This window comes from Rhizorhabdus wittichii (genome assembly GCF_017607425.1).
Classification (GTDB): domain Bacteria; phylum Pseudomonadota; class Alphaproteobacteria; order Sphingomonadales; family Sphingomonadaceae; genus Rhizorhabdus; species Rhizorhabdus wittichii.
On record NZ_CP059319.1, the window covers coordinates 545596 to 563568 of the forward strand.

Genomic DNA, 17973 nt, shown 5'->3' on the forward strand with positions numbered 1-17973 from the left:
ATGCAGGCGTCGTAGTCTGGCGAAGAAAGACAGGGAGCAGCGTAGGCGCTCATTCGTCCCGGGGCGGGATATCCTCGCCAATCTCTTGGCCGACCTTCGGTCCCTTCGCGAGTCGGCGACCGAGCGCGGTCATGAAGGCATCGTAGCGGTCGTTCCCCAACCGGCGCAGGGCATCGCGCTCGGCCTCTGGCGGTGGGGGCGTGTTCGACAGCCAGAAGCGCACGAACAGCGCTATCATCTCGACGTCTATCCCGACATCGCGCTCAAGCCGGGTCATGCGCCGGTCCAGACGGTCAAGACGCTTCGCGATGGCCCCCTCACGCTGCTCGTCGGCATCGGGCGAGAGGAACGATGCGATTGCCGCCTCGGCGACGAGCGAGCGCGATTTGCTCCTGCGGTCGGCATAGGCCGCGAGCGACTGCATCAGCGCCGGGTCGAGATAGACCGATAACGGGGTTTTCGTAGTCATAGCTCGATGCCATCGCCGGGATCGAGCGAGGCTTGCCGCGCCGCGCCCTGCATCTGACGGCGCACCGCCGCCTGCCGCGCGGCGTCGGTGTCGGCGTCCGGCTCGTCCATCTCGAACTCGTTGGCGGGCGCGGGCTTGGGCGGCGGTGCGATGTCGATATGCCGCTCGATGTCGGGCTGCCGACATAGCCCGGCGTTCTCATCCTCATCCTCACCCGCGGCCTCGCGCGCTTGATCCTGCTGCGGCGGTTCGGGTGGCGGCGGCGCGGCGACCGGCGGCAGGGCGCTCCAGTCGTCGGGCCGCGCCCGGTTTCGTCCAATGCTCAGATCCGGCGGCGACAGCACCCGTTCGGTAAACCGCCGATCCTTGAAGTAGCGCACCTTCTTGGCCCGGATCGGCGGCACGCCGGCCACCATGACGATCTCGTCGTCGGGCGGAAGCTGCATCACCTCGCCGGGGGTCAGGAGCTGCCGGGCGGTCTCGGATCGCGAGACCATCAGATGACCGAGCCAGGGCGAGAGCCGGTGGCCAGCATAATTCTTCATCGCTCGCATCTCGGTGGCGGTGCCGAGCGCATCCGAAACGCGCTTGGCGGTGCGTTCATCGTTGGTGGCGAACGATACGCGGACATGACAGTTGTCGAGGATCGCGTTGTTCGGCCCATATGCCTTCTCGATCTGGTTGAGGCTTTGCGCGATCAGAAACGCCTTCAATCCGTAGCCGGCCATGAAGGCCAGGGCGGACTCGAAGAAGTCCAGTCGCCCCAGCGCCGGAAACTCGTCGAGCATCAGGAGCACGCGGTGGCGGGTCCACTTCGGGGTCAGCTCCTCGGTGAGACGGCGCCCGATCTGGTTGAGGATGAGGCGGATAAGCGGCTTGGTGCGCGAGATGTCGCTGGGAGGAACGACCAGATAGAGCGTTACCGGTCGCTCCCCATCGACCAGATCCGATATACGCCACTCGCAAGTCCGCGTGACCTGCGCGACGACGGGATCACGGTAGAGTCCCAGGAACGACATGGCGGTGGAGAGAACGCCCGACCGCTCATTAGCCGATTTGTTGAGCAGCTCGCGCGCGGCGCTGGCGACGACGGGATGGACGCCGGCCTCGCCGAGATGCGGCGTCGTCATCATGGCGAGGAGCGTGGTCTCGATGGGCTGGCGCGGGTCCGACAGGAAGCCGGCCACGCCGGCGAGCGTCTTGTCCTCGCCGGCATAGAGGACGTGGAGGATCGCGCCGACCAGCAGCGCATGGGACGTTTTTTCCCAGTGGTTGCGCTTCTCGAGACTGCCTTCTGGATCGACCAGCACGTCGGCGACGTTCTGCACGTCGCGCACTTCCCAGGCCCCTTTGCGGATTTCGAGCAGGGGATTGTAGGCGGCAGATAACGGGTTGGTCGGGTCGAACAGCAGGACCCTCGCGTGGCGGGCGCGAAAGCCGGCGGTAAGCTGCCAGTTCTCGCCCTTGATGTCATGCACGATCGCCGAGCCCGGCCAACTGAGCAGGGTCGGCACGACCAGACCGACGCCCTTGCCGCTGCGTGTCGGCGCGAAGCACAATACATGCTCCGGCCCGTCGTGGCGGAGATAGTCGGGTCCGAGCCGCCCGAGCATAACGCCGTTCGGTTCAAGCAATCCCGCGGAGCGAACCTCGCCCTGCTCGGCCCAGCGCGCTGACCCGTATGTCTGGGCGTTCTTCAGCTCCCGCGCGCGCCATACCGACATTCCGATCGCGACGGCGATCGACGCGAACCCGCCCGACGCGGCGATGAACGCGCCTTTCTCGAAGATGCGCGGCGCATAGGCGTCGAATGAAAACCACCACCAGAAGAAGGCCGGCGGCGGATAGACGGGATAGCCGAGAGCCACGAACCACGGCGGCCCCAGCTCGGGCTGATACGCGAGCTCCCCAGCCGTCCATTGCGTCGCGCCCCACACCCCGGTGAGAACGATCAGGAACACTATGATGATCTGGCCCCACAGGATCTTGGTTGCGGACATGAATTAACTCCTTTGGCGGTTCACAAGCCGAGGCCCCGGCCGCGTCCGAACGACCAGTCGACGCCGCCATTGCTCCGCATGACGCCGGAGATGTGCTTGCCGATCTGGCGGTCGAGCGAGGGAGACCAAGGCACGAGCTGGAATCCCAGACCGTCGTCGATCATCGCGAAGCGGCCCGAGGCGAGCGTCAGACGTTGGCGCACGGTGCCGGCGACATATTCGCCCGCCTTGGACGGCGTGTGCGGCAGGCCGATCCCGGCCGACAAATCCTTGGCGACAGCATCCAGCTCGCGCCGCTGGAGCGTATCGAGCAGGCCGCGTGCGAAAATGACGCGCTGGCCCTGACGCCGCGCCAGCCCTTCGTCGGCGAGATGTTCGGCGCGCGCCTCCATCGCGGCGCGCACTTCTGTCCCGAAGCCGCCGCCAAGATCGCGGCCGTCGCTCGACAGGTTACGCCGGTCGAGCCAGGTCGCGCCCGGCGCGCGGACCTGCGCGGACACATCCATGTCCGAGCGCACCGCAAGCGCGACCCGCTGCCGGCCGTTGCGATCCTCGAAATGGCGCAACTCGACGATCGCGCCGGGTTTGCAATCGCCGGTCACCTCGATGTCGGCAAAGCGGATATGATGGGTGCGCCCGTCGATGCCGTCGACGATCGCGTAGGCGCCGCCGGTAAGCTCGTCATGCAGGCCGCGATCGACCAGCTTCCCGATTACGGGCTGGCCGGGATCGGCGTCGAGCACATAGCTGGCGGCGCCCCGATCGATGCCGCGATCGCCCATCGCCTTATGCATCCGCTTGATGATATCGTCGCGCTCGCCCAGCGCGCGCAGGGTTCCTTGCGCGTCGGCCGCGATGGCCCACTGGCCCGGCCCGATCTCGGTGGCGAGGCCGAGCCGCTCCAGCTTGCGCAGCCGGCCCATCCTGAGCGCGTGATCGCCGTCCGGCCGGACACCGGGCTCGGTTGCCATGTCGATCAGACCTTCGCGCTGCATCGTGCGCGACAGGTCGCGGTCAATCTCCGTCCAGCGTTCGGCCTCGACCTGCCGCTCCAGCGACTGGCGGATGTCGAAGTCGCTGCGCAGCCCCAGCTCGCGGGTGACGATGTCGCGCGCCGTGGCCCGCATCCCTTCGCCGATATAATCGCGGGAGATGACGAGGTTCTGTCCGTCCTCGCCGACACCGCGCACGATGATGTGGACGTGGGGATTGTTGGTGTTCCAATGCTCGACGGCCCGCCAGTCGAGGCGGGTGCCGAGGTCGGCTTCCATCCGCGTCATCAGCTCGCGGGTGAAGCCTTTGAGGTCGCCCAGCTCGGGCGCATCCTCGGGCGAGACGATGAAGCGAAAATGGTGGCGGTCATTCTCGCAATTCGCGGCGAACGCATTGCGGTCGAGGCCCTCGGCCTCTGCGCCGAACAGAACCCCCCGTTCGCCATCGCGGGTGACGCCATCGCGTTGCAGATAATTGAGGTGGGCGGCCAGCGAGGCGCGGCCGCCGTGCCGGACGACACGCGCCTTGACGATCACCTGGCGCGATCGGTGGCCGAGCCGGTGGGTGGCGCGCAGGCTGGCGACCCGCCCGCGCCCAAAGGTCGAGCGGCCGGGTGCGACGATCCGGCCCCGGCGCGAGATATGACCGCCGGCACGCTGGGCGGCGGCGATCGCCTGGACGATGATCGGCAGCGCGCGCTGGCTGCCCCGCGAGCGGATGCGGCCAGGCCGGATGTGGAAATCATCGTCGCCGCTCATGGCGCGAAGTATCGCACTGTGCGGAAAACCCTCGCGGCGGTTGGCGTTCGGCCAGCGCCGCACAGTGCGGGTTTTCCGAACACATTGCGCAGCAATGCCCCAAAGCCTTGAGAATCAAGGCTACGACCGGGGCAAAATGGTTTCGCACATTGCCGCCCTTTATCTTGCCCTCGACCTTCCCCCTTGAAAAAGTCAGCCCTTCCCCCTGCCCGCGCTGCGAAAGGCTGCGAAGGGAAACGCCAGCGCGCGCTAGGGTCGCTCATTGCGGCGGCCGCCCGGAAAGAGGGACGAACAGGCCGTTGGAAGGCGGGGGAGCATCGGTCATCGCAAGCTCGGTGCGGACGGCAAACGGCCGCTCCGGCTGCGCGTCGGATGCCGTGCCGACGGCGGACGGCGGCGCAGTCGAAAGCGCGTCCGGCCGCGCCGCGAACAGCGCGGCGCGGTGCCATGCGAGAGGATCGGGCAACGGTGCGGCGGCAAGCCGAGTGTCGTCCGCGCTGCCGGTAATCGACGCCAGCTTTGCGAGATAGGCGCGCGTTTCGGTGGGCAGCGGACGGCCGCGCGACAGATGCTCGTCGTAGCGGCCAGGCCCTGTATTGTAGGAGGCCAGCATCGCCGTCACGTTGCCGTAGCGGTCGTGCATTTCGCGCAGATAGGCCGCGCCCGCCATGATGTTATCGCGCGGATCAAAGGGGTCGGAACCGAGGCGATGACGCGCGCTCAGCCCCGCCCAGGTGCCTGGCATGATCTGCATCAGCCCCATCGCCCCGGCCGTCGAGATGGCGCGGACATCGCCGTTGCTCTCGACGCGCATGACGGCCCATATCCAGCGTTCGGGGATGCCGAAGCGCTGCGCTGCCTCGGCCACATGGCCGGCATAGGGATGGCGTTCGGCCGTCCGCTCGGCCGACGCGTCCTGCGCCAGCGCGGCGACGGGCGCAGCTCCCGAGGCAAACAGCAGGAGGATCGCGAGCAGCGCGGCCGACCCGCCCCCGCTCCGCCGCCAGCCTGCCAGCGTGCTCGCTCCGGCAATGGGTGCGCGCGGAGCACCGGCCGGGGGCCGCCCTTGACCTTCGCTGCGCACGCCGGCCGGCCTGCGACCGAGCGGGACGGAGGGATGAGACGGTTTTCCCGCGAACAGAGGGATGACCGGAACAGACACCGGATCAACTCCGGTCTTCGCGCGGCCGTGGACGTTTCCAGGACAGCCGCAGCTTCCGTCCCTCGTCATCGGCGCGGAACAGCACCGGCCGGAACGGCGCCCCAAAGAGCGGGCTGTCGATCTCCAGCGCGACGTAATCGCCCGCGCGTTCGCCGACCCGTTTCCAGCCGCCGCCGACATCGGGGCCGTCCTCGTCGTCGAGGTGGACACGATAGTCGGGCGCGTTCTCGGCATCGCTCGGATCGAGGGCGACAAGCACGATCGCCTCGTTAATGCCGAACAGCCGGACAAGGCCGGCATAGCCGTTGGCGGTGGGTTCAAAGATGTTCCTCGGCATGGCCGATCTCCTTGGCTTCGGGGGTGGAAGGCGGTGCGGACGGCGCGCGCAGATAGAGCGGCGTGGCGCGTCCGATGACGGCGGAGGCCGGGAGCGGGCCGAAATAGCGGCCGTCCAGACTGTCGGGATGGGCGGGATTGAGCAGCAGCAGCTCGCCCGTTCGCAGCGTGCGGCAACCTTGCCAGACAGGCAGCGGCCGGCCCTGGCCGTCACGCGCGCGGGCGATGGCGACGGGTCGGGCATCGACGCTCATCGCGTTGCCGTTTCGGCAGACCCGCTGCCCGGCCTTCGCCGCGATATGCTTCAGCAGCGGCACGCCTTCGGGCAGATAGCCGCGCGCCGAAAGCCAGCGCGCCAGCCGTTGGGGTGGCACGACGGCGACCAGCGCGCCGGTGGGCGGATCGCTGTCGGGATGGATGCGGTAGAGCCCGATCGGTGCGCTGGCGCTGGCGTTAAAAATGACGCGGGGCACCGGATCGACAACGGCGATGGCCACAAACGCGGTCGCGAAGGCGGATGCGGCGATGGCCGTCGCCTTGACATAGCGACGGTGCCTCATCCCTCGATCTCCCGGCGCTTGAGCCAGGCGCTATGGCGCTCGATCGTGTAAGTGCGCGGCTGATGGCCGGCGGCGATGCGATTATGGACGTGCCGCCAGTGATCGGCCGCGGCGTCGCAAGGATCGACGCCGGCCGCCTCTACCGCGTCGATCGCGGCGAGCACCTGTTGGACCTTGGGCCAGCCCTCGATCTTGAGCAGGATGTTCCCACCCGGCCGCACGAACGGCAACGTCGCATAGGGCTCGTTGGCGGCGACGGCCTGCACGACGTCGATGCGCGAAACGATCGTGCCGAAGTCGTTGGCGGCCCAGCGGACGAAGGCGAAGACAGCGCCCGGACGGAAGCTGACGACGCGCGTTCGGCGGGTCAGGATGCGGTCCTGGGCGATCCGGCCGAAGCGTATCCAGTGCTCCAGCTTCTTCTCGATCCAGGTCAGCTCGACATGGGTGAGGCCGTCGCGGGCGAGTGCGCTAAACGCACCGCCTCCGCGGACGGCGGGGGGCCGGCCGTCGATCATGGGAGGTCTCCAGGGATGCGGGTCGCGAAGGGTGCGGTGCGATGCCGGGAGGCTGTCCGCTGACCGAACGCCGAGCCTGCGAACGGTGCTGCCCTGTCCACAGCGGCGCGCACCGTTAGCAAGAATCCGAAGGATTCTTTTCTATTAGCACTGTTAGAAGGGGGCCGATTCCGCGAGGATTTCTGCGGGTTTGCGGGGCCCGCGCGTTCCCGAAAGTCCGAGTCTCGCGTTCCCGATCGTCCGAGTCCGGCCGTTCCCGATAGTCCGAACCTCATGGCCGGCTCCCCACAGGCTTGAGGCCGACGCGTCGCATGGCAGCGTCGAACGGATCGACGCGGATTGGGGTGAAGTTGAGCCGGTCGCGGCCGAGCGCCCGTTCGAGCGTGAGGACGTAGCCGGGGAGCGGCTGGCGGGCGACGATGGCGCGCAGCTCGAACGCAAAGCGCCGGAGCGGCGAGAGCACGCCGGACTTGAGGTAAAGGTGCGGAACATCGAAGCTCCAGCCGCCTTCCTGCCGCCCGCCATGCTTGCGCACGATGCGGTAGAGCCAGCGTTCAAGGCCGCCGGTGAGGTCGAAATAGGCGCTGTCGATGGTCAACACGAGCGCGCGGTCGAGAACGCCGGCATAGAACCAGTCGGGCAGGATCAGCTCGATGCCGAGCGCACGGCCATTGCCGTCCGCCAGCTCCCGCCATTCGTTGATCCACGAGAAACGATGGCGGCGGCGCTGGTGCTCCTGCCGGATCGAGGTGGCGACGGTCGTGGATTGCAGGCGGTCGAGCGCGGCCTTCAGTCGCTCGTAGCTCGCCTTGCCGGTGCCGCGCCGGGTGAAGGCCAGTATCTCGTGCGGCGTCGTCACCATGAGGCGCGAGGTCGGCCGCCCCGCATCGCGCGCCTCGATGAGCTGGCTCGCTGCCCAGATCAGCACGTCGGCGTCCCAAATAGTCGCCATGCCGTGCTCGGGCACGGCCTCGACCGAAATCCATGTCGCGCCCATGCGAAAGTCGATCGGCGCGGTGCGTCTGGCTTTGGCGAGGCTGAAGAACGGCCAGGCCATCAAGTCCTGCGCATCGCGGACAGCGAGGTCGCCGGGGACCGAACGGAACAGCTCAAGCTGTGTGCGCTCGGCGCCGGATCGGCCGGAAAGGGAGTGTGCGGCGCGCATTGGCGCTCAGCGCAACCCGCTGTGGGCGGGCAGTCGCTTGGCGGGATGGACCACGCCATGCCCCGGATCGGATGTGGAGCGGCGGGTGCCGAGCGTGGCCCAGGTGTCGAGGTCGTCGATCGCATAGACGATGCGGCCGCCGAGCCTGCGGAACACCGGGCCGGTGCCGAAGCAGCGATGCTTCTCCAGCGTCCGGGCCGAGAGGCCAAGGTGAATCGCAGCGTCGGGCGTCTTGAGATAGCGCGGCGTGGTGACGGCCACAGGCTGTTCCATGATGATCCTCCTGGTGATGGCCGGCCCCCAAGGGCGGGACCGGCGGACAGGAGGGCATGGTGGCGAACGAGCCCAGCGCGGAGAAGGGACAGCGCCGAGGGGGCTGGAAATGTCCCCCTAACCGCCGCGTAGCAGGCGGATGTAGCCGCCGTCGCGTAACTCGACGGCTTCATTGATCCACCGGCCGATGCGCTTGCGCTCGCGACTTTCGACCCATTCGGCGGCACCGTATTGACGGGCTTCGCCGTCGATTAGCGTCGCGGCCAGTTCCCTGCGGCTGGCACCAGCATGGTGGCCGTCGAGCACACGCAGGAGCTTGAGAAGATGCCTGCGCCGGAAGGGCGGCGGACACAGCACCGGGGGGCCGGCCGCCATACCGAGCAGGCGGCGGCAAAACCGCTCGGCGGACGCGAGGCGTGCGAAGGGATCGGTCCCGATCGGCAACATCATCGCCAACGGCCGGTCGAGTGAACCCGACACCCAGAGATGCTCGTCACCGTCTTTGTCGGCGAGGATCAAATGCAGGAAGTCACCTATTCTGATCCGCGCGCGGACGGCACCCAGCATTTTCATGTCGAGGCGCGGCACCCCGCCGATACGGTCCAGCGACGGCGCAAGCACGATGCTGGAGGGTGAAAGGTCGAGCCGCGCCACCGCCAGCTTCGGATCGAAGGCTGACGACGGCTCGGTGTGGAAGCTGATACCCCAGCGCCGCACCAGCGCGGCGGTCGCGTCGTCGGCAGTGATGGCACCGCGCCCCACGCGGTCGAGAGCGCGGCGGTAGTCGGCGCGATAGCCGTCATTGCGGCTGACGTAGCCGATGGCGATGTCGGAATATTGCAGCGCGTCGTCCCCGGCTTCATCCGGGGGCGCGCGCCAGTCCTTCTCAGGCGGCATCGAGATCCTCCCAAGCATGGCCCTCTGTGGAGCGCGTTGGAAGATGTTCTCAGGCCCGCCATTGCGGAGAAGCCCTGCCGAGTGGGCGGCCGCATAGCGGATTCAAGTCAGCGTTTTGACAGGATTTTCGGACCGTCGCCGTGCGGCGGGGGTTCGCCGCTAGGAGCCGGACGGGCGCAGATAGTAGCGGTATCCGGTGTCGCACATCCAATGTGCGCGGGCGAGATGGGAGTCATAGACAAGGCGCGCGCGTTCGGGTTCAGCGGCCGGGTCGATCCCGAAGATGATCCGCACGGCCTCGCACCAATCGGCCTTTTCGGCAGCCGCGTCGAGGAGACGCCAATAGGTCCGGTGATGGCGTTCGTCATAGGTGGTGACATGGGGCGCGTCGGGCGCGCGCTCATCGAAAGCGTCTATCGCCATCGCTCCGCTCCGCCTTCAGCCATTGCCCCCTGCGCCTGCTGATTCACCTAATATACACCATAATGGAGCGAAGTAACTGCACTGTCTCTGCTATGGCAGTCTGACGATGCGCGCATAATCGGAAGCGCACCGCTATTCGTTACTTGCGCTGTTCGCGCCGCGAATTGCTCACGAGCAGCACGCCCTGGCCCCGATCCGAATCGAGAAAAACGATCCCAGCCGCCTCCAGCGCCTTGGCCACCTGGTGCCGCGTGTCCTCGCGCACAGGCAGATCGTTCTCCGATTCCAAGCGCTTGAGCGCGGTCAGAGCAACGAGGGCCTTGTCTGCAAGCATCTCCTGTGTCCAACCGAGAAGTGCGCGAGCGGCCCGCACCTGGCGGGAAGTGATCATGCACGATGACCTCCACAACCCGCGCGTCGTTCGCTATGAAAACGACTATTATAGTCGCCTTGGGAGAATGGGAATATCCCAAACGCGAGCCGGGCGAATGCCTGGCGAGCGCGTCACTTCAGCGGCCGTGCGGTCCATCGGGACGCGCGGCCGCCGCCGATCCGGCGAGGGGATCGGCGGCTTGTGCGGTCTGGGGAAGGCGAAGCCGCAGGGCCGGAAATCCAGCCCTACGGCGGCAAGTGGTCATCCCGCCTTCAAGCGCTGCATGCCTTCGGCCAGCGTCCAGAGCGCGCGATTGAGAGTCACATTCTGGTCGATGCCGTTGATTGCGCGGGTCTGGCTTCGGCGGATGCGGCCTTCGGCGTTGCGCTTGCGGCCCTGCAATCCACCCCGCACGACGTTCTCCTGAATGACGTTGAACGTGCTCCATAGGCTCCGTCCGACATCCTCGCGGCGGCGCGGCTCGATGATCTGCTCCGGGGTGATCGGGCTTTCATCCTCACCGTAGCGGGCGACAAGGCTCACCTCGGCAAGCAAACGCTGCTCGTCGCTGGAAAGCCGGGTCTCCTTCATCGTCTCGCTGGCGTCGATCAGCCGGGGGAAGTCCTCGGCGACGGTATAGACGCCTTCGATAATGTCGTCCTGAATGTTGCCCTTGTGCGGCACGCGGACTTCCTCGAACCGCTCGCCCGCAATCATGCTGTTGGTGCAGACGAAACGCAGCATTCCTGCAAATAGCTGGAACGCGGACGTGCCGTCATGGCTGTTGACGATGATGGCTTCGGCGGCCTCCGGCTTGCCGATGCCGTCCTCCCGGCGCAGGCGCAGCATATGCTTGGCATGGCCGTGGCGATTGCCGTCGCGGGGAACGGACTGGACAGCGAAGAATGGGAACCATCCTTCCCGGCGCAGCCCCTCCACGATGTCGATGGTGGGCACATAGACATAGCGGTCCGAACGGCTGTCGTGCGCTTCGCGGGCGAAGATGGAAGGGACGTGGCGATAGAGCGCCTCGTTGTCGAGCGGCTCTCGGCCGCTGATCTGGTGGCTATTGCGGCCGAACCGGGTGGCGAGTTGGTGATACATGGTCGTTCCTTCCTTGGGTCTGGGTTTCCGCGCAGCGGAGCGCCGCGCTGAAACCCTGCCCGTCGGCGAGACCGGGGGTGCAACCGGAGCGGGCGGCTTCGCGGGGAACCGGCTGCACGGAACGCGAAGCGTGGAGGAAGCTGGGCGGAAGCCGCTCCGAAGGGCGCCAGGGGCAGCGCCCCAAGCACCGCGCCGTGTCTGCGGCGCACAAGAATTCTGCTCGGCCGTCCGTCCGGGTTGTGATGGCGCGCGGGCGGCCGGGCGGCTAAGGCGGAAGCATGGCGGCAACGGATCTTCTCGACGACGCGCAACTGCTGTTCGAGCGTGCCCAAGCGCATAACCGCGAGCTTGGCAGGCTCTTTGGCGCCGGCGCCGGCCTGCTGTGGAACATAGGACGCTCGACGTCGCCCGACGGCCAGCATCGCGCCGAGTTGCGGATCGACCGGGACGTGCAGCGCCGGGCCAAGCCGATCCTGGCCGATGTCGCCAACAATCTCGTCCACGCGCTCGATCATGTCACGGCCGCGGCGCGCAAATCCGCCGGCCTACCCAATCCGAGGAACCTTTATTTCTCGATCGAGCAGGACGATGCCGCCTATGCCAAGGCCATCGGCGAGAAGGTTGCCCCGCATTTGGAGCCGGCGTGGATCGATATTTTCGCGGCCGCCCGCGAGGCGCATCGCCCTTATCTGCTCTATCTCCAACTGGTCCGTGTCCTGTCGCGCGAAGCGAAGCATTGGGAGTTGGCGACCGGAACCGCTGGCGCGCTCGCGGTTCAATGGTTCCCGCCCGGCTCGCAGCAGCACAAAATTGTCGAGATGCCGGCGGATCATTTTGCGGCGAACGACAGCTATCCGATTTGGGAGGCGGCCGAACCGTTCCCGAACGTCGGCGTCCAGATCGTGACAAGCTACCGGGTCGCGGGCCAAGGCATCGACAACGCGGCGCTGGATTCGGTGCTGTCGACCAGTTTCACCTTTGTCGCCGGCGTCATTGCCAAGAGCCGCGAGCATCTGGCGACTCTTCACCCGTCAAATTGAAGCGCGCCGGGCGGCGCCAGCGCCGATCCTGTCGTCGGGAGATGGAAGGAAAAGAGCGCCCCGCCCGGTGGGCGGGGCGCACAGCCGGTCAGCGCGACCAGACCAGTTCATATTCGCCGGTCGCCTCGGTTTCATTGAGCGTCGGGTAGGTCGGTCCGGCAAACAGCGGAGAGTCGAGCTTGAGCGAGATGTAGCTGCGCTCGTCCTTGCTGGTCTTGGCCCAGGCCGCGCCATAGTCGATCCGCTCGTCGTCGGCTGCCAGGATGCGGAAGTCGGGGGACTTTTCGTTTTCCGTTTTCTCGACGCGGCGGAGCGCAACCTGCTCGCGGGCGCCAAAGAAGCGGATCTCGCCCGCAATGCCGGTCTCGGTGGTGGTGAAGTGGCCGCTGATGCTCATGTCGTCATTCCTTTCTGCTATCGGACCGCGCCTATCGCGGCCTCGATGGCGATCGACCGGACGGGCGGCGACCGACCTGCACCCCTTGGGGCGAGCATTGCGGAGACGGCGGCGAGCGGCTTTTTTGCTTCGCGATGCAAAGCGCGGCCTTGGCCGCGTGGCGGAAAAAGGTTGACCGGCGCTGTTGCGGGAAGGCGGGCGAAGCTCGGCCAGATCAAGCCATTGAAGAGGCCGCGTGGGGGCGTGGTGATGGTAGAGACGAAGTATGACGGCGATGGTGGGTGGGCGCATTCGCACCATCTGAATTGGCTGCGCGGACTTCATTCCAAGAGCGGCCTTGAAGGTTCGTGCCGATAGGATTAAATCCCATCCGATAAGGAGTGTGTATCCATGCGAACGACCCAGCAGTTCAGCGTGACGCTGCCGAACGAGATGGCGGCGCAGGTTCGCGCCAAGGTGACCTCGGGCGAGTATGCGAGCGAAAGCGAAGTGATCCGTGACGGGCTGCGCGCGCTCCAGGCGCGCGACCGGGCTGTCGAGCACTGGCTGAGCAATGAGGTCGTGCCCGCTTTTGACGCCTACCAGGCCGATCCTTCGCGCGGTATCCCGCTCGACGATGTGCGCGTCGGTCTGGCCGAACGCCACGAGCGGGCCGCCAAGCGCGCCTGAACGTGGGACATTCCATTATCGTCACGCCGGAAGCGCGCGGCCATCTCGATGACATTTACGATTATATCGCTGCCGCAGCTTCCCCCGAGATCGCCCGACGTTTCACCGATGGCATCCTCCATCATATCGGCAAGCTGACCGACTTCCCCAATCGCGGCACGATGCGCGACGACTTGCGGCCGGGCCTGCGAACGATCGCTTGGCGGCGGCGTGTGACGATCGCCTTTGCGGTGGACGACAAGGCGGTTGTCGTCGTCGGGGTTTTCTACGGCGGCCGGGATTTCGAGACCCTGTTGGACGAAGACTCATAGAATGCGAGCCGGGCCTTGCCCGGCGAGCCACGGTTTCCCCACACAACAAAACGGCCGCGCACCATCGGGTGCGCGGCCGTTTTTCAGCGTCTCTCACTCGTGCCAGCCCGGCCCGCGCAACCTGTCACTATGTTCGAGGTTCCGTTCTTCGACGGTGAGGTCGCCATCCCCGCCACAGGCGGAGCAACTGCTGTCGCACTGCGGGATGCCGTTGATCCGCGATTTGCCGTCGCCACGGCAATAGCGGCATTCGATCAGATAGACCTGGACCATGTTCGCTATCTTATCGGCGCGGCCCCCTATGGGGAACCGACGCCCGAAAGCCGGGGCCGCCGAAGCGGCCCCGGCCCGTCACCTATTCGGCGGCGGCCGAATATTCCGATGCGTCGCTATCCTGCGTTTCCGCCTCGGACGGCTGTTCATCGGTCACGGCCTCCACGGCTTCGACCTCCACCGCATCGCCGTCCTGCGCTCCGGTATCGGGGGCCTCCGCTTCGGACGGCTGTGCGCTCGCTTCGGGTTCCGGCTCGGGCGTCCGCATGATCGCGGGAAGCCATCCGGTCGCTCCAACAAGCTGTTCCGCCGCCTCGGCCATGTCCGGCTTCTTCATGGGCGTGATCCGCTCCGCCGCCTCCGGGGACACCGCCTCGTTCACCACCTTGGCGATGTGCGCCTTGGTGACGCGCCCGAAATAGCTGGCCTTGGTTGCGGTCCAGTTGGCGGTCATGTCGAGCGACACAGCCTCCGCCATCACGTCCGCTGCCGCCAGCGCGCGGTTCTTTCTCTCCCACGGCGTCTTCACGGCATTGACGGTGAGCGACACGCAATGCGCCAGCAGCCCCTCCCGGCTGTCCCCGTCTAGCGCCACGATGAACGCCCACAGGTCCGCCACGTCGCCGGGCAGTTGTTCCGCCCAACGGTCGTGACGCGCCGCCAACGCTTCGCCGGCTTTGGTGTCGGCGATCCCCTCGGCGTCCATGCCAAGGTCCGTGCTGCTCGTGCGGATTTGGAGGCAGGTGTCGTCATGGCCGTGAGCGAAAAGCTGCAACACCAAGGCATGGGTCAGGGCGGCTATCGCCACGCCCGGCTGCTCGCCAAGCGCAAGGCGAAGGCCAAGCGTCCGGTGTGCGGTCAGGTCGCGAATGAGGCTATCAGGGATCGGCTTGCCATCGTCGGCATCCTCGATCTCCGCATTGTCCTCGTCCTCAATATCCTGCTCGTCATCCTTGACGCTCCGGTCCTCAGCCGTCCCGTCCTCGGCTTCCGGCTCGGGCTTCGGCTCGTCCTCGACGCGAACGAAACCGCGCTCGATCCGGGGCATCCCGTTGGCATTGAGCATCACGAACGCGCCGCCCCGCGCGATCACGTCCGGGTCATAGGCCGAACGCTTGACGGTGATGGCGTCGATCTCGGCGTCCAGCGTCTCGACCTTCGCCGCCACGTCCTCGGGCATCTCGTCATCGGACGAATAGCCCTCGATCAGATCGTCATACTCCGCCGCCGCTTCGGCAAGCCGCGCCTCGTCCTCGTCGGACAGGGTGACAGTCTGCGGATAGTAGCGCCGCATCCCATGATCGTGCGGGAAGTCGATGCTTGCCTCGGCCCATTTCCAGCCCTCGGCCAGCACGTCCGCCGCGATCTCGCGGAGCCGTTCGGCAACGAGGGTATCGAGCAAGCCCGCATCCTCGAAATAGCCGCTGCTGCCTTCGGTGAACAGGTCAAGGATGACGACGCCGCCCGCTTCCTGATACGCCTCCGGCCCGATGAATACGGCCCGCCGGTCGGTGCCCGGCACCTTGCCAGCGGTCATGTCGCGCCGGATCAGCGCCGGTTCCTTGTTCCACGACAGGCTCTCGAACACCTGTTCCTGCCGGGCATGGTCCTCGCTGACGGTAAAGGCCATCAACTGGTCCAGCGTAAGGCCGTCCTGCCGATAGACCTCGATCAGCTTCGGGCTGACCGCGCCAAGCCGAAGCCGCCGCTTCACGAAGTCCGGCGACCTGCCGAACCGCGCGCCGATTTCCTCCGCGCCCCATCCCTTGTCGCGGGACAGTTCGTGGAACCGCTCATATTCGTCGGCGGGATGCAGGTTCTCGCGGTTGACGTTCTCGTCCAGACTGATTTCGCTCGGGTCGTTCACAGTATCGATGACGCAGCGGATCGGTTCAGTTTTCTTGATCTGCTTGCGCTTCACGCGGAGCAATTGCGCCTGCCTGCGGCCTTCGCCGATGGAAACGAGATAGAAGCCGGTCGGCTCGCCGCTGGCCTTGAACTCCGGCTCCACCACAAGGTTTTGCAGGATGCCCTTGGCATGGATGCTCGCCGCCTTTGCCTCGATAGACGCCTCGCTATGCGGCTTCTTGCGGGCGTTGAGCGGGTGCTTTTTGAGCTTGTTGAGGGGGATATAAACCACCGCGCCGTTCGCGTCGCCGGGGGTCGTTTCGGTCTGAATGGTATCGGTCATCTTCCTTACTCCTTGGGTCTGGGTTTCTGCGCAGCGGAGCGCCGCGCTGAAACCCTGCCCGTCGGCGAGACCGGGGGTGCAAACGGAGGGGCGGCTTCGCGGGGAACCGGCTGCACGGAACGCGAAGCGCGGAGGAAGCTGGGCGGAAGCCGATCCGAAGTGCGCCAGGGGCAGAGCCCCAAGCACCGCGCCGCGCCAGCGGCGGACAGGAAAATGCAAATCCGCCAGGGCGGATTTACGGATCGGCATGGCTATGCCGAACGGGGCGTTGCGGGGTGTCCTCGCTGACCTAATGTCCGTTCCTGGGTGGTCGGCGCACCACGGTGTGTCACCATCGTTCCGCGCCGGCGTCTGCCGGCGGCGATCATGGAAAGGAGACGAGTCGTGGATGAAATCGTATATGTCGGTCTCGACGTGCATAAGGCGACGATCGCAGTCGCTATCGCGCCAGGAGGACGATCGAGCGAAATCCGGTATTATGGGTCTGTACCTCATCGGCCAGGCACAATGGCGGATCTCGCCAGAAAGCTGGCTGGAAAGCATCCCGATCAGCGTCTGACCTTTTGCTACGAAGCTGGAGCATGTGGCTACGGACTTGCGCGCGAACTGACCGAGGCCGGTCACGAATGCCTTGTCGTGGCACCATCGCTGATCCCGTCACGACCAGGCGACCACATCAAGACCGACAAGCGTGATGCAACGGCATTGGCAAAGATGCACCGCGCCGGAGAACTCACATCGGTATGGGTTCCCGATACGCAGCACGAAGCCATACGAGACCTGGTCCGGGCGCGGGAAACCGCAATGTACTGGCGGAACAAGGCGCGACAGGCGCTCTCAAGCTTTCTGTTGCGGCAGGGTTATCGCTACAATGGGACCAAGGCCTGGACGGTCGCGTATTGGCGCTGGCTGGCCACGCTCGAGATGGAACACCCGGCTCAGCAAATCGCGATGCAGGAATACATCCTGGCGATCAAGGAAGCCGACGCCCGACACGATCGCCTCGTCCAGCAGATCGAGGTTGCTGTGCCGAGCTGGTCAATGGCACCGCTTGTAGCGTCCCTTCAGGCTATGCGTGGGATAGCCTTGATCACCGCGGCGACCATCGTGGGCGAGATCGGTGATATCTCCCGGTTCGAATCGCCGCGAAGGCTGATGGCCTATCTCGGTCTGGTGCCCGCCGAGCACTCCAGCGGCACGAAGATACGGCGTCGTGGCATCACCAAAGCCGGGAACGCAAGGGTACGTCGGCTTCTCGTCGAAAGCGCATGGACCTATTGCCGAGCCCCAAGGGTCAGCCAGAGCATCCAGCGCCGGCAGGAGGGGCTCGACCTCAACATCGTCAAAACCGCCTGGAAGGCGCAGCTCCGGCTGCACGATCGCTATCGCCGGCTCTCCACGACCGGCAAGCCGAAGAACGTCGTCATCACCGCCATCGCTCGCGAGTTCGTCGGCTTCATCTGGGCGATAGGCCAGCAGGTTGCAGCGACCGGTGGCGGAGAGGAGCGAGTGGCCGCCTGATCAACCCAGAAGCACGTTGGTGCGCAGCATCGGGGGCGGGGCCGGTCAGGAGAACCCTCGGCCCCTTCTTGTGGCCGGTCATGGAACCGACGCCCGTCCGCTGACAGAGGAAGCTCCGAGACGAACACCGTGGTCCTGCGGTATCCAACCCGCGTATGAGTGTCTGATCGACCGTCGTCTTGAGCCCCGCCTCCGACCCTGCGCATGAACGTTTATCATCTTCCTCGGCCCACAGCCGAGTGCGTCGCCGTGTCTGTGCTTGACAAAAACGGACATGAGTGTCTGTGCTTGACAAAAACGGACATGAGAGAAGGGGTCTGGCGAGACCGCGGGCTCGCCAGCAGGGGAAGGCTGTCCCCTGCAAACTCAAGTGCTGGACAAGACCAGGCGCCATTCGACGTGGTGAGTGTCGTGCGAGTCGGTTTTCCGGGGGATTTCAATGGTTTGTGAGGTGTGCGCCGTGAAGCCGGTGAGTTTCGGGCTCGGCGAGGTAGCGATCCTGAAAGGTCAGAATGCTCGTATAATATTGATTTTTAAGGA

Annotated in this window: 20 protein-coding genes; 4 read left to right on the forward strand and 16 right to left on the reverse strand. The window is 66.1% G+C overall.

Features of this window, described 5'->3' with window-relative positions; genetic code table 11:
• Positions 1 to 49: 49 nt before the first annotated feature.
• The 13 genes from HRJ34_RS02695 to HRJ34_RS02755 form a co-directional block, all read right to left on the reverse strand.
• Positions 50 to 469 carry a CopG family transcriptional regulator gene (locus HRJ34_RS02695; protein ID WP_208633260.1) on the reverse strand — a complete coding sequence of 140 codons (420 nt, stop codon included), beginning with the start codon at positions 467 to 469 and terminating at the stop codon, positions 50 to 52.
• A complete protein-coding gene (locus tag HRJ34_RS02700) occupies positions 466 to 2469 on the reverse strand; it encodes a conjugal transfer protein TraG (protein ID WP_208633261.1) in 2004 nt (667 codons plus the stop codon). Before HRJ34_RS02700 ends, HRJ34_RS02695 begins: the two co-directional genes overlap by 4 nt.
• 20 nt (positions 2470 to 2489) lie before the next feature.
• Positions 2490 to 4220, reverse strand: a complete 1731-nt coding sequence (locus HRJ34_RS02705) for a relaxase/mobilization nuclease domain-containing protein (RefSeq protein ID WP_208633262.1) — start codon at positions 4218 to 4220, stop codon at positions 2490 to 2492.
• 259 nt (positions 4221 to 4479) lie between these two features.
• Complete coding sequence (locus HRJ34_RS02710; RefSeq protein ID WP_208633263.1) at positions 4480 to 5382, reverse strand: lytic transglycosylase domain-containing protein; 903 nt, start codon at positions 5380 to 5382, stop codon at positions 4480 to 4482.
• A gap of 4 nt (positions 5383 to 5386) precedes the next feature.
• Positions 5387 to 5719, reverse strand: coding sequence for a DUF736 domain-containing protein (locus HRJ34_RS02715; protein ID WP_208633264.1), 333 nt, complete (start codon positions 5717 to 5719; stop codon positions 5387 to 5389).
• On the reverse strand, positions 5700 to 6278 hold the full coding sequence (locus tag HRJ34_RS02720) for a S26 family signal peptidase (RefSeq protein WP_208633265.1): 579 nt from the start codon (positions 6276 to 6278) through the stop codon (positions 5700 to 5702). The genes HRJ34_RS02715 and HRJ34_RS02720 overlap by 20 nt, the downstream gene beginning before the upstream one ends.
• On the reverse strand, positions 6275 to 6796 hold the full coding sequence (locus HRJ34_RS02725) for a DUF2840 domain-containing protein (RefSeq protein ID WP_208633266.1): 522 nt from the start codon (positions 6794 to 6796) through the stop codon (positions 6275 to 6277). The genes HRJ34_RS02720 and HRJ34_RS02725 overlap by 4 nt, the downstream gene beginning before the upstream one ends.
• A 271-nt stretch (positions 6797 to 7067) precedes the next feature.
• The gene (locus HRJ34_RS02730) at positions 7068 to 7961 is read right to left on the reverse strand and encodes a replication initiator protein A (RefSeq protein ID WP_208633267.1); all 894 of its coding nucleotides are present in this window, start codon (positions 7959 to 7961) and stop codon (positions 7068 to 7070) included.
• Between the two features lie 6 nt (positions 7962 to 7967).
• Entirely contained in the window at positions 7968 to 8234 is a 267-nt protein-coding gene (locus HRJ34_RS02735) for a helix-turn-helix transcriptional regulator (protein WP_208633268.1), read from the reverse strand.
• A 117-nt stretch (positions 8235 to 8351) separates the two neighbouring features.
• Positions 8352 to 9131, reverse strand: coding sequence for a DUF2285 domain-containing protein (locus tag HRJ34_RS02740; RefSeq protein ID WP_208633269.1), 780 nt, complete (start codon positions 9129 to 9131; stop codon positions 8352 to 8354).
• Between the two features lie 159 nt (positions 9132 to 9290).
• Positions 9291 to 9554: a DUF2285 domain-containing protein gene (locus HRJ34_RS02745; protein ID WP_208633270.1), complete on the reverse strand. Its 264-nt coding sequence runs from the start codon at positions 9552 to 9554 to the stop codon at positions 9291 to 9293.
• A gap of 139 nt (positions 9555 to 9693) precedes the next feature.
• A complete protein-coding gene (locus tag HRJ34_RS02750) occupies positions 9694 to 9945 on the reverse strand; it encodes a helix-turn-helix domain-containing protein (RefSeq protein ID WP_208633271.1) in 252 nt (83 codons plus the stop codon).
• Positions 9946 to 10188: 243 nt separating this feature from the next.
• Positions 10189 to 11031, reverse strand: coding sequence for a DUF932 domain-containing protein (locus HRJ34_RS02755; RefSeq protein ID WP_208633272.1), 843 nt, complete (start codon positions 11029 to 11031; stop codon positions 10189 to 10191).
• A 278-nt stretch (positions 11032 to 11309) separates the two neighbouring features.
• Here HRJ34_RS02755 and HRJ34_RS02760 point away from each other — a divergent pair, with 278 nt between their 5' ends.
• Positions 11310 to 12071: a hypothetical protein gene (locus HRJ34_RS02760; RefSeq protein WP_208633273.1), complete on the forward strand. Its 762-nt coding sequence runs from the start codon at positions 11310 to 11312 to the stop codon at positions 12069 to 12071.
• Between the two features lie 88 nt (positions 12072 to 12159).
• On the opposite strand, the gene HRJ34_RS02765 is transcribed toward HRJ34_RS02760, so the two are convergent.
• Positions 12160 to 12468, reverse strand: coding sequence for a DUF736 domain-containing protein (locus tag HRJ34_RS02765; RefSeq protein ID WP_208633274.1), 309 nt, complete (start codon positions 12466 to 12468; stop codon positions 12160 to 12162).
• Between the two features lie 390 nt (positions 12469 to 12858).
• Between HRJ34_RS02765 and HRJ34_RS02770 the strand changes: the two genes are divergently transcribed.
• Complete coding sequence (locus tag HRJ34_RS02770; protein WP_208633275.1) at positions 12859 to 13137, forward strand: type II toxin-antitoxin system ParD family antitoxin; 279 nt, start codon at positions 12859 to 12861, stop codon at positions 13135 to 13137.
• A gap of 2 nt (positions 13138 to 13139) precedes the next feature.
• Positions 13140 to 13448 (forward strand): type II toxin-antitoxin system RelE/ParE family toxin, encoded by a 309-nt coding sequence (locus tag HRJ34_RS02775; RefSeq protein ID WP_208633276.1) that lies wholly within the window; start codon positions 13140 to 13142, stop codon positions 13446 to 13448.
• Positions 13449 to 13541: 93 nt separating this feature from the next.
• Here HRJ34_RS02775 and HRJ34_RS02780 read toward each other — a convergent pair whose 3' ends face one another.
• Both HRJ34_RS02780 and HRJ34_RS02785 read right to left on the reverse strand, forming a co-directional pair.
• Positions 13542 to 13721: a hypothetical protein gene (locus HRJ34_RS02780; protein WP_208633277.1), complete on the reverse strand. Its 180-nt coding sequence runs from the start codon at positions 13719 to 13721 to the stop codon at positions 13542 to 13544.
• 82 nt (positions 13722 to 13803) lie between these two features.
• Positions 13804 to 15912, reverse strand: a complete 2109-nt coding sequence (locus tag HRJ34_RS02785; protein ID WP_208633278.1) for a ParB/RepB/Spo0J family partition protein — start codon at positions 15910 to 15912, stop codon at positions 13804 to 13806.
• 384 nt (positions 15913 to 16296) lie between these two features.
• On the opposite strand from HRJ34_RS02785, the gene HRJ34_RS02790 reads away from it, so the two are divergent.
• Positions 16297 to 17433, forward strand: a complete 1137-nt coding sequence (locus HRJ34_RS02790) for an IS110 family RNA-guided transposase (protein WP_208633279.1) — start codon at positions 16297 to 16299, stop codon at positions 17431 to 17433.
• Positions 17434 to 17973 lie beyond the last annotated feature (540 nt).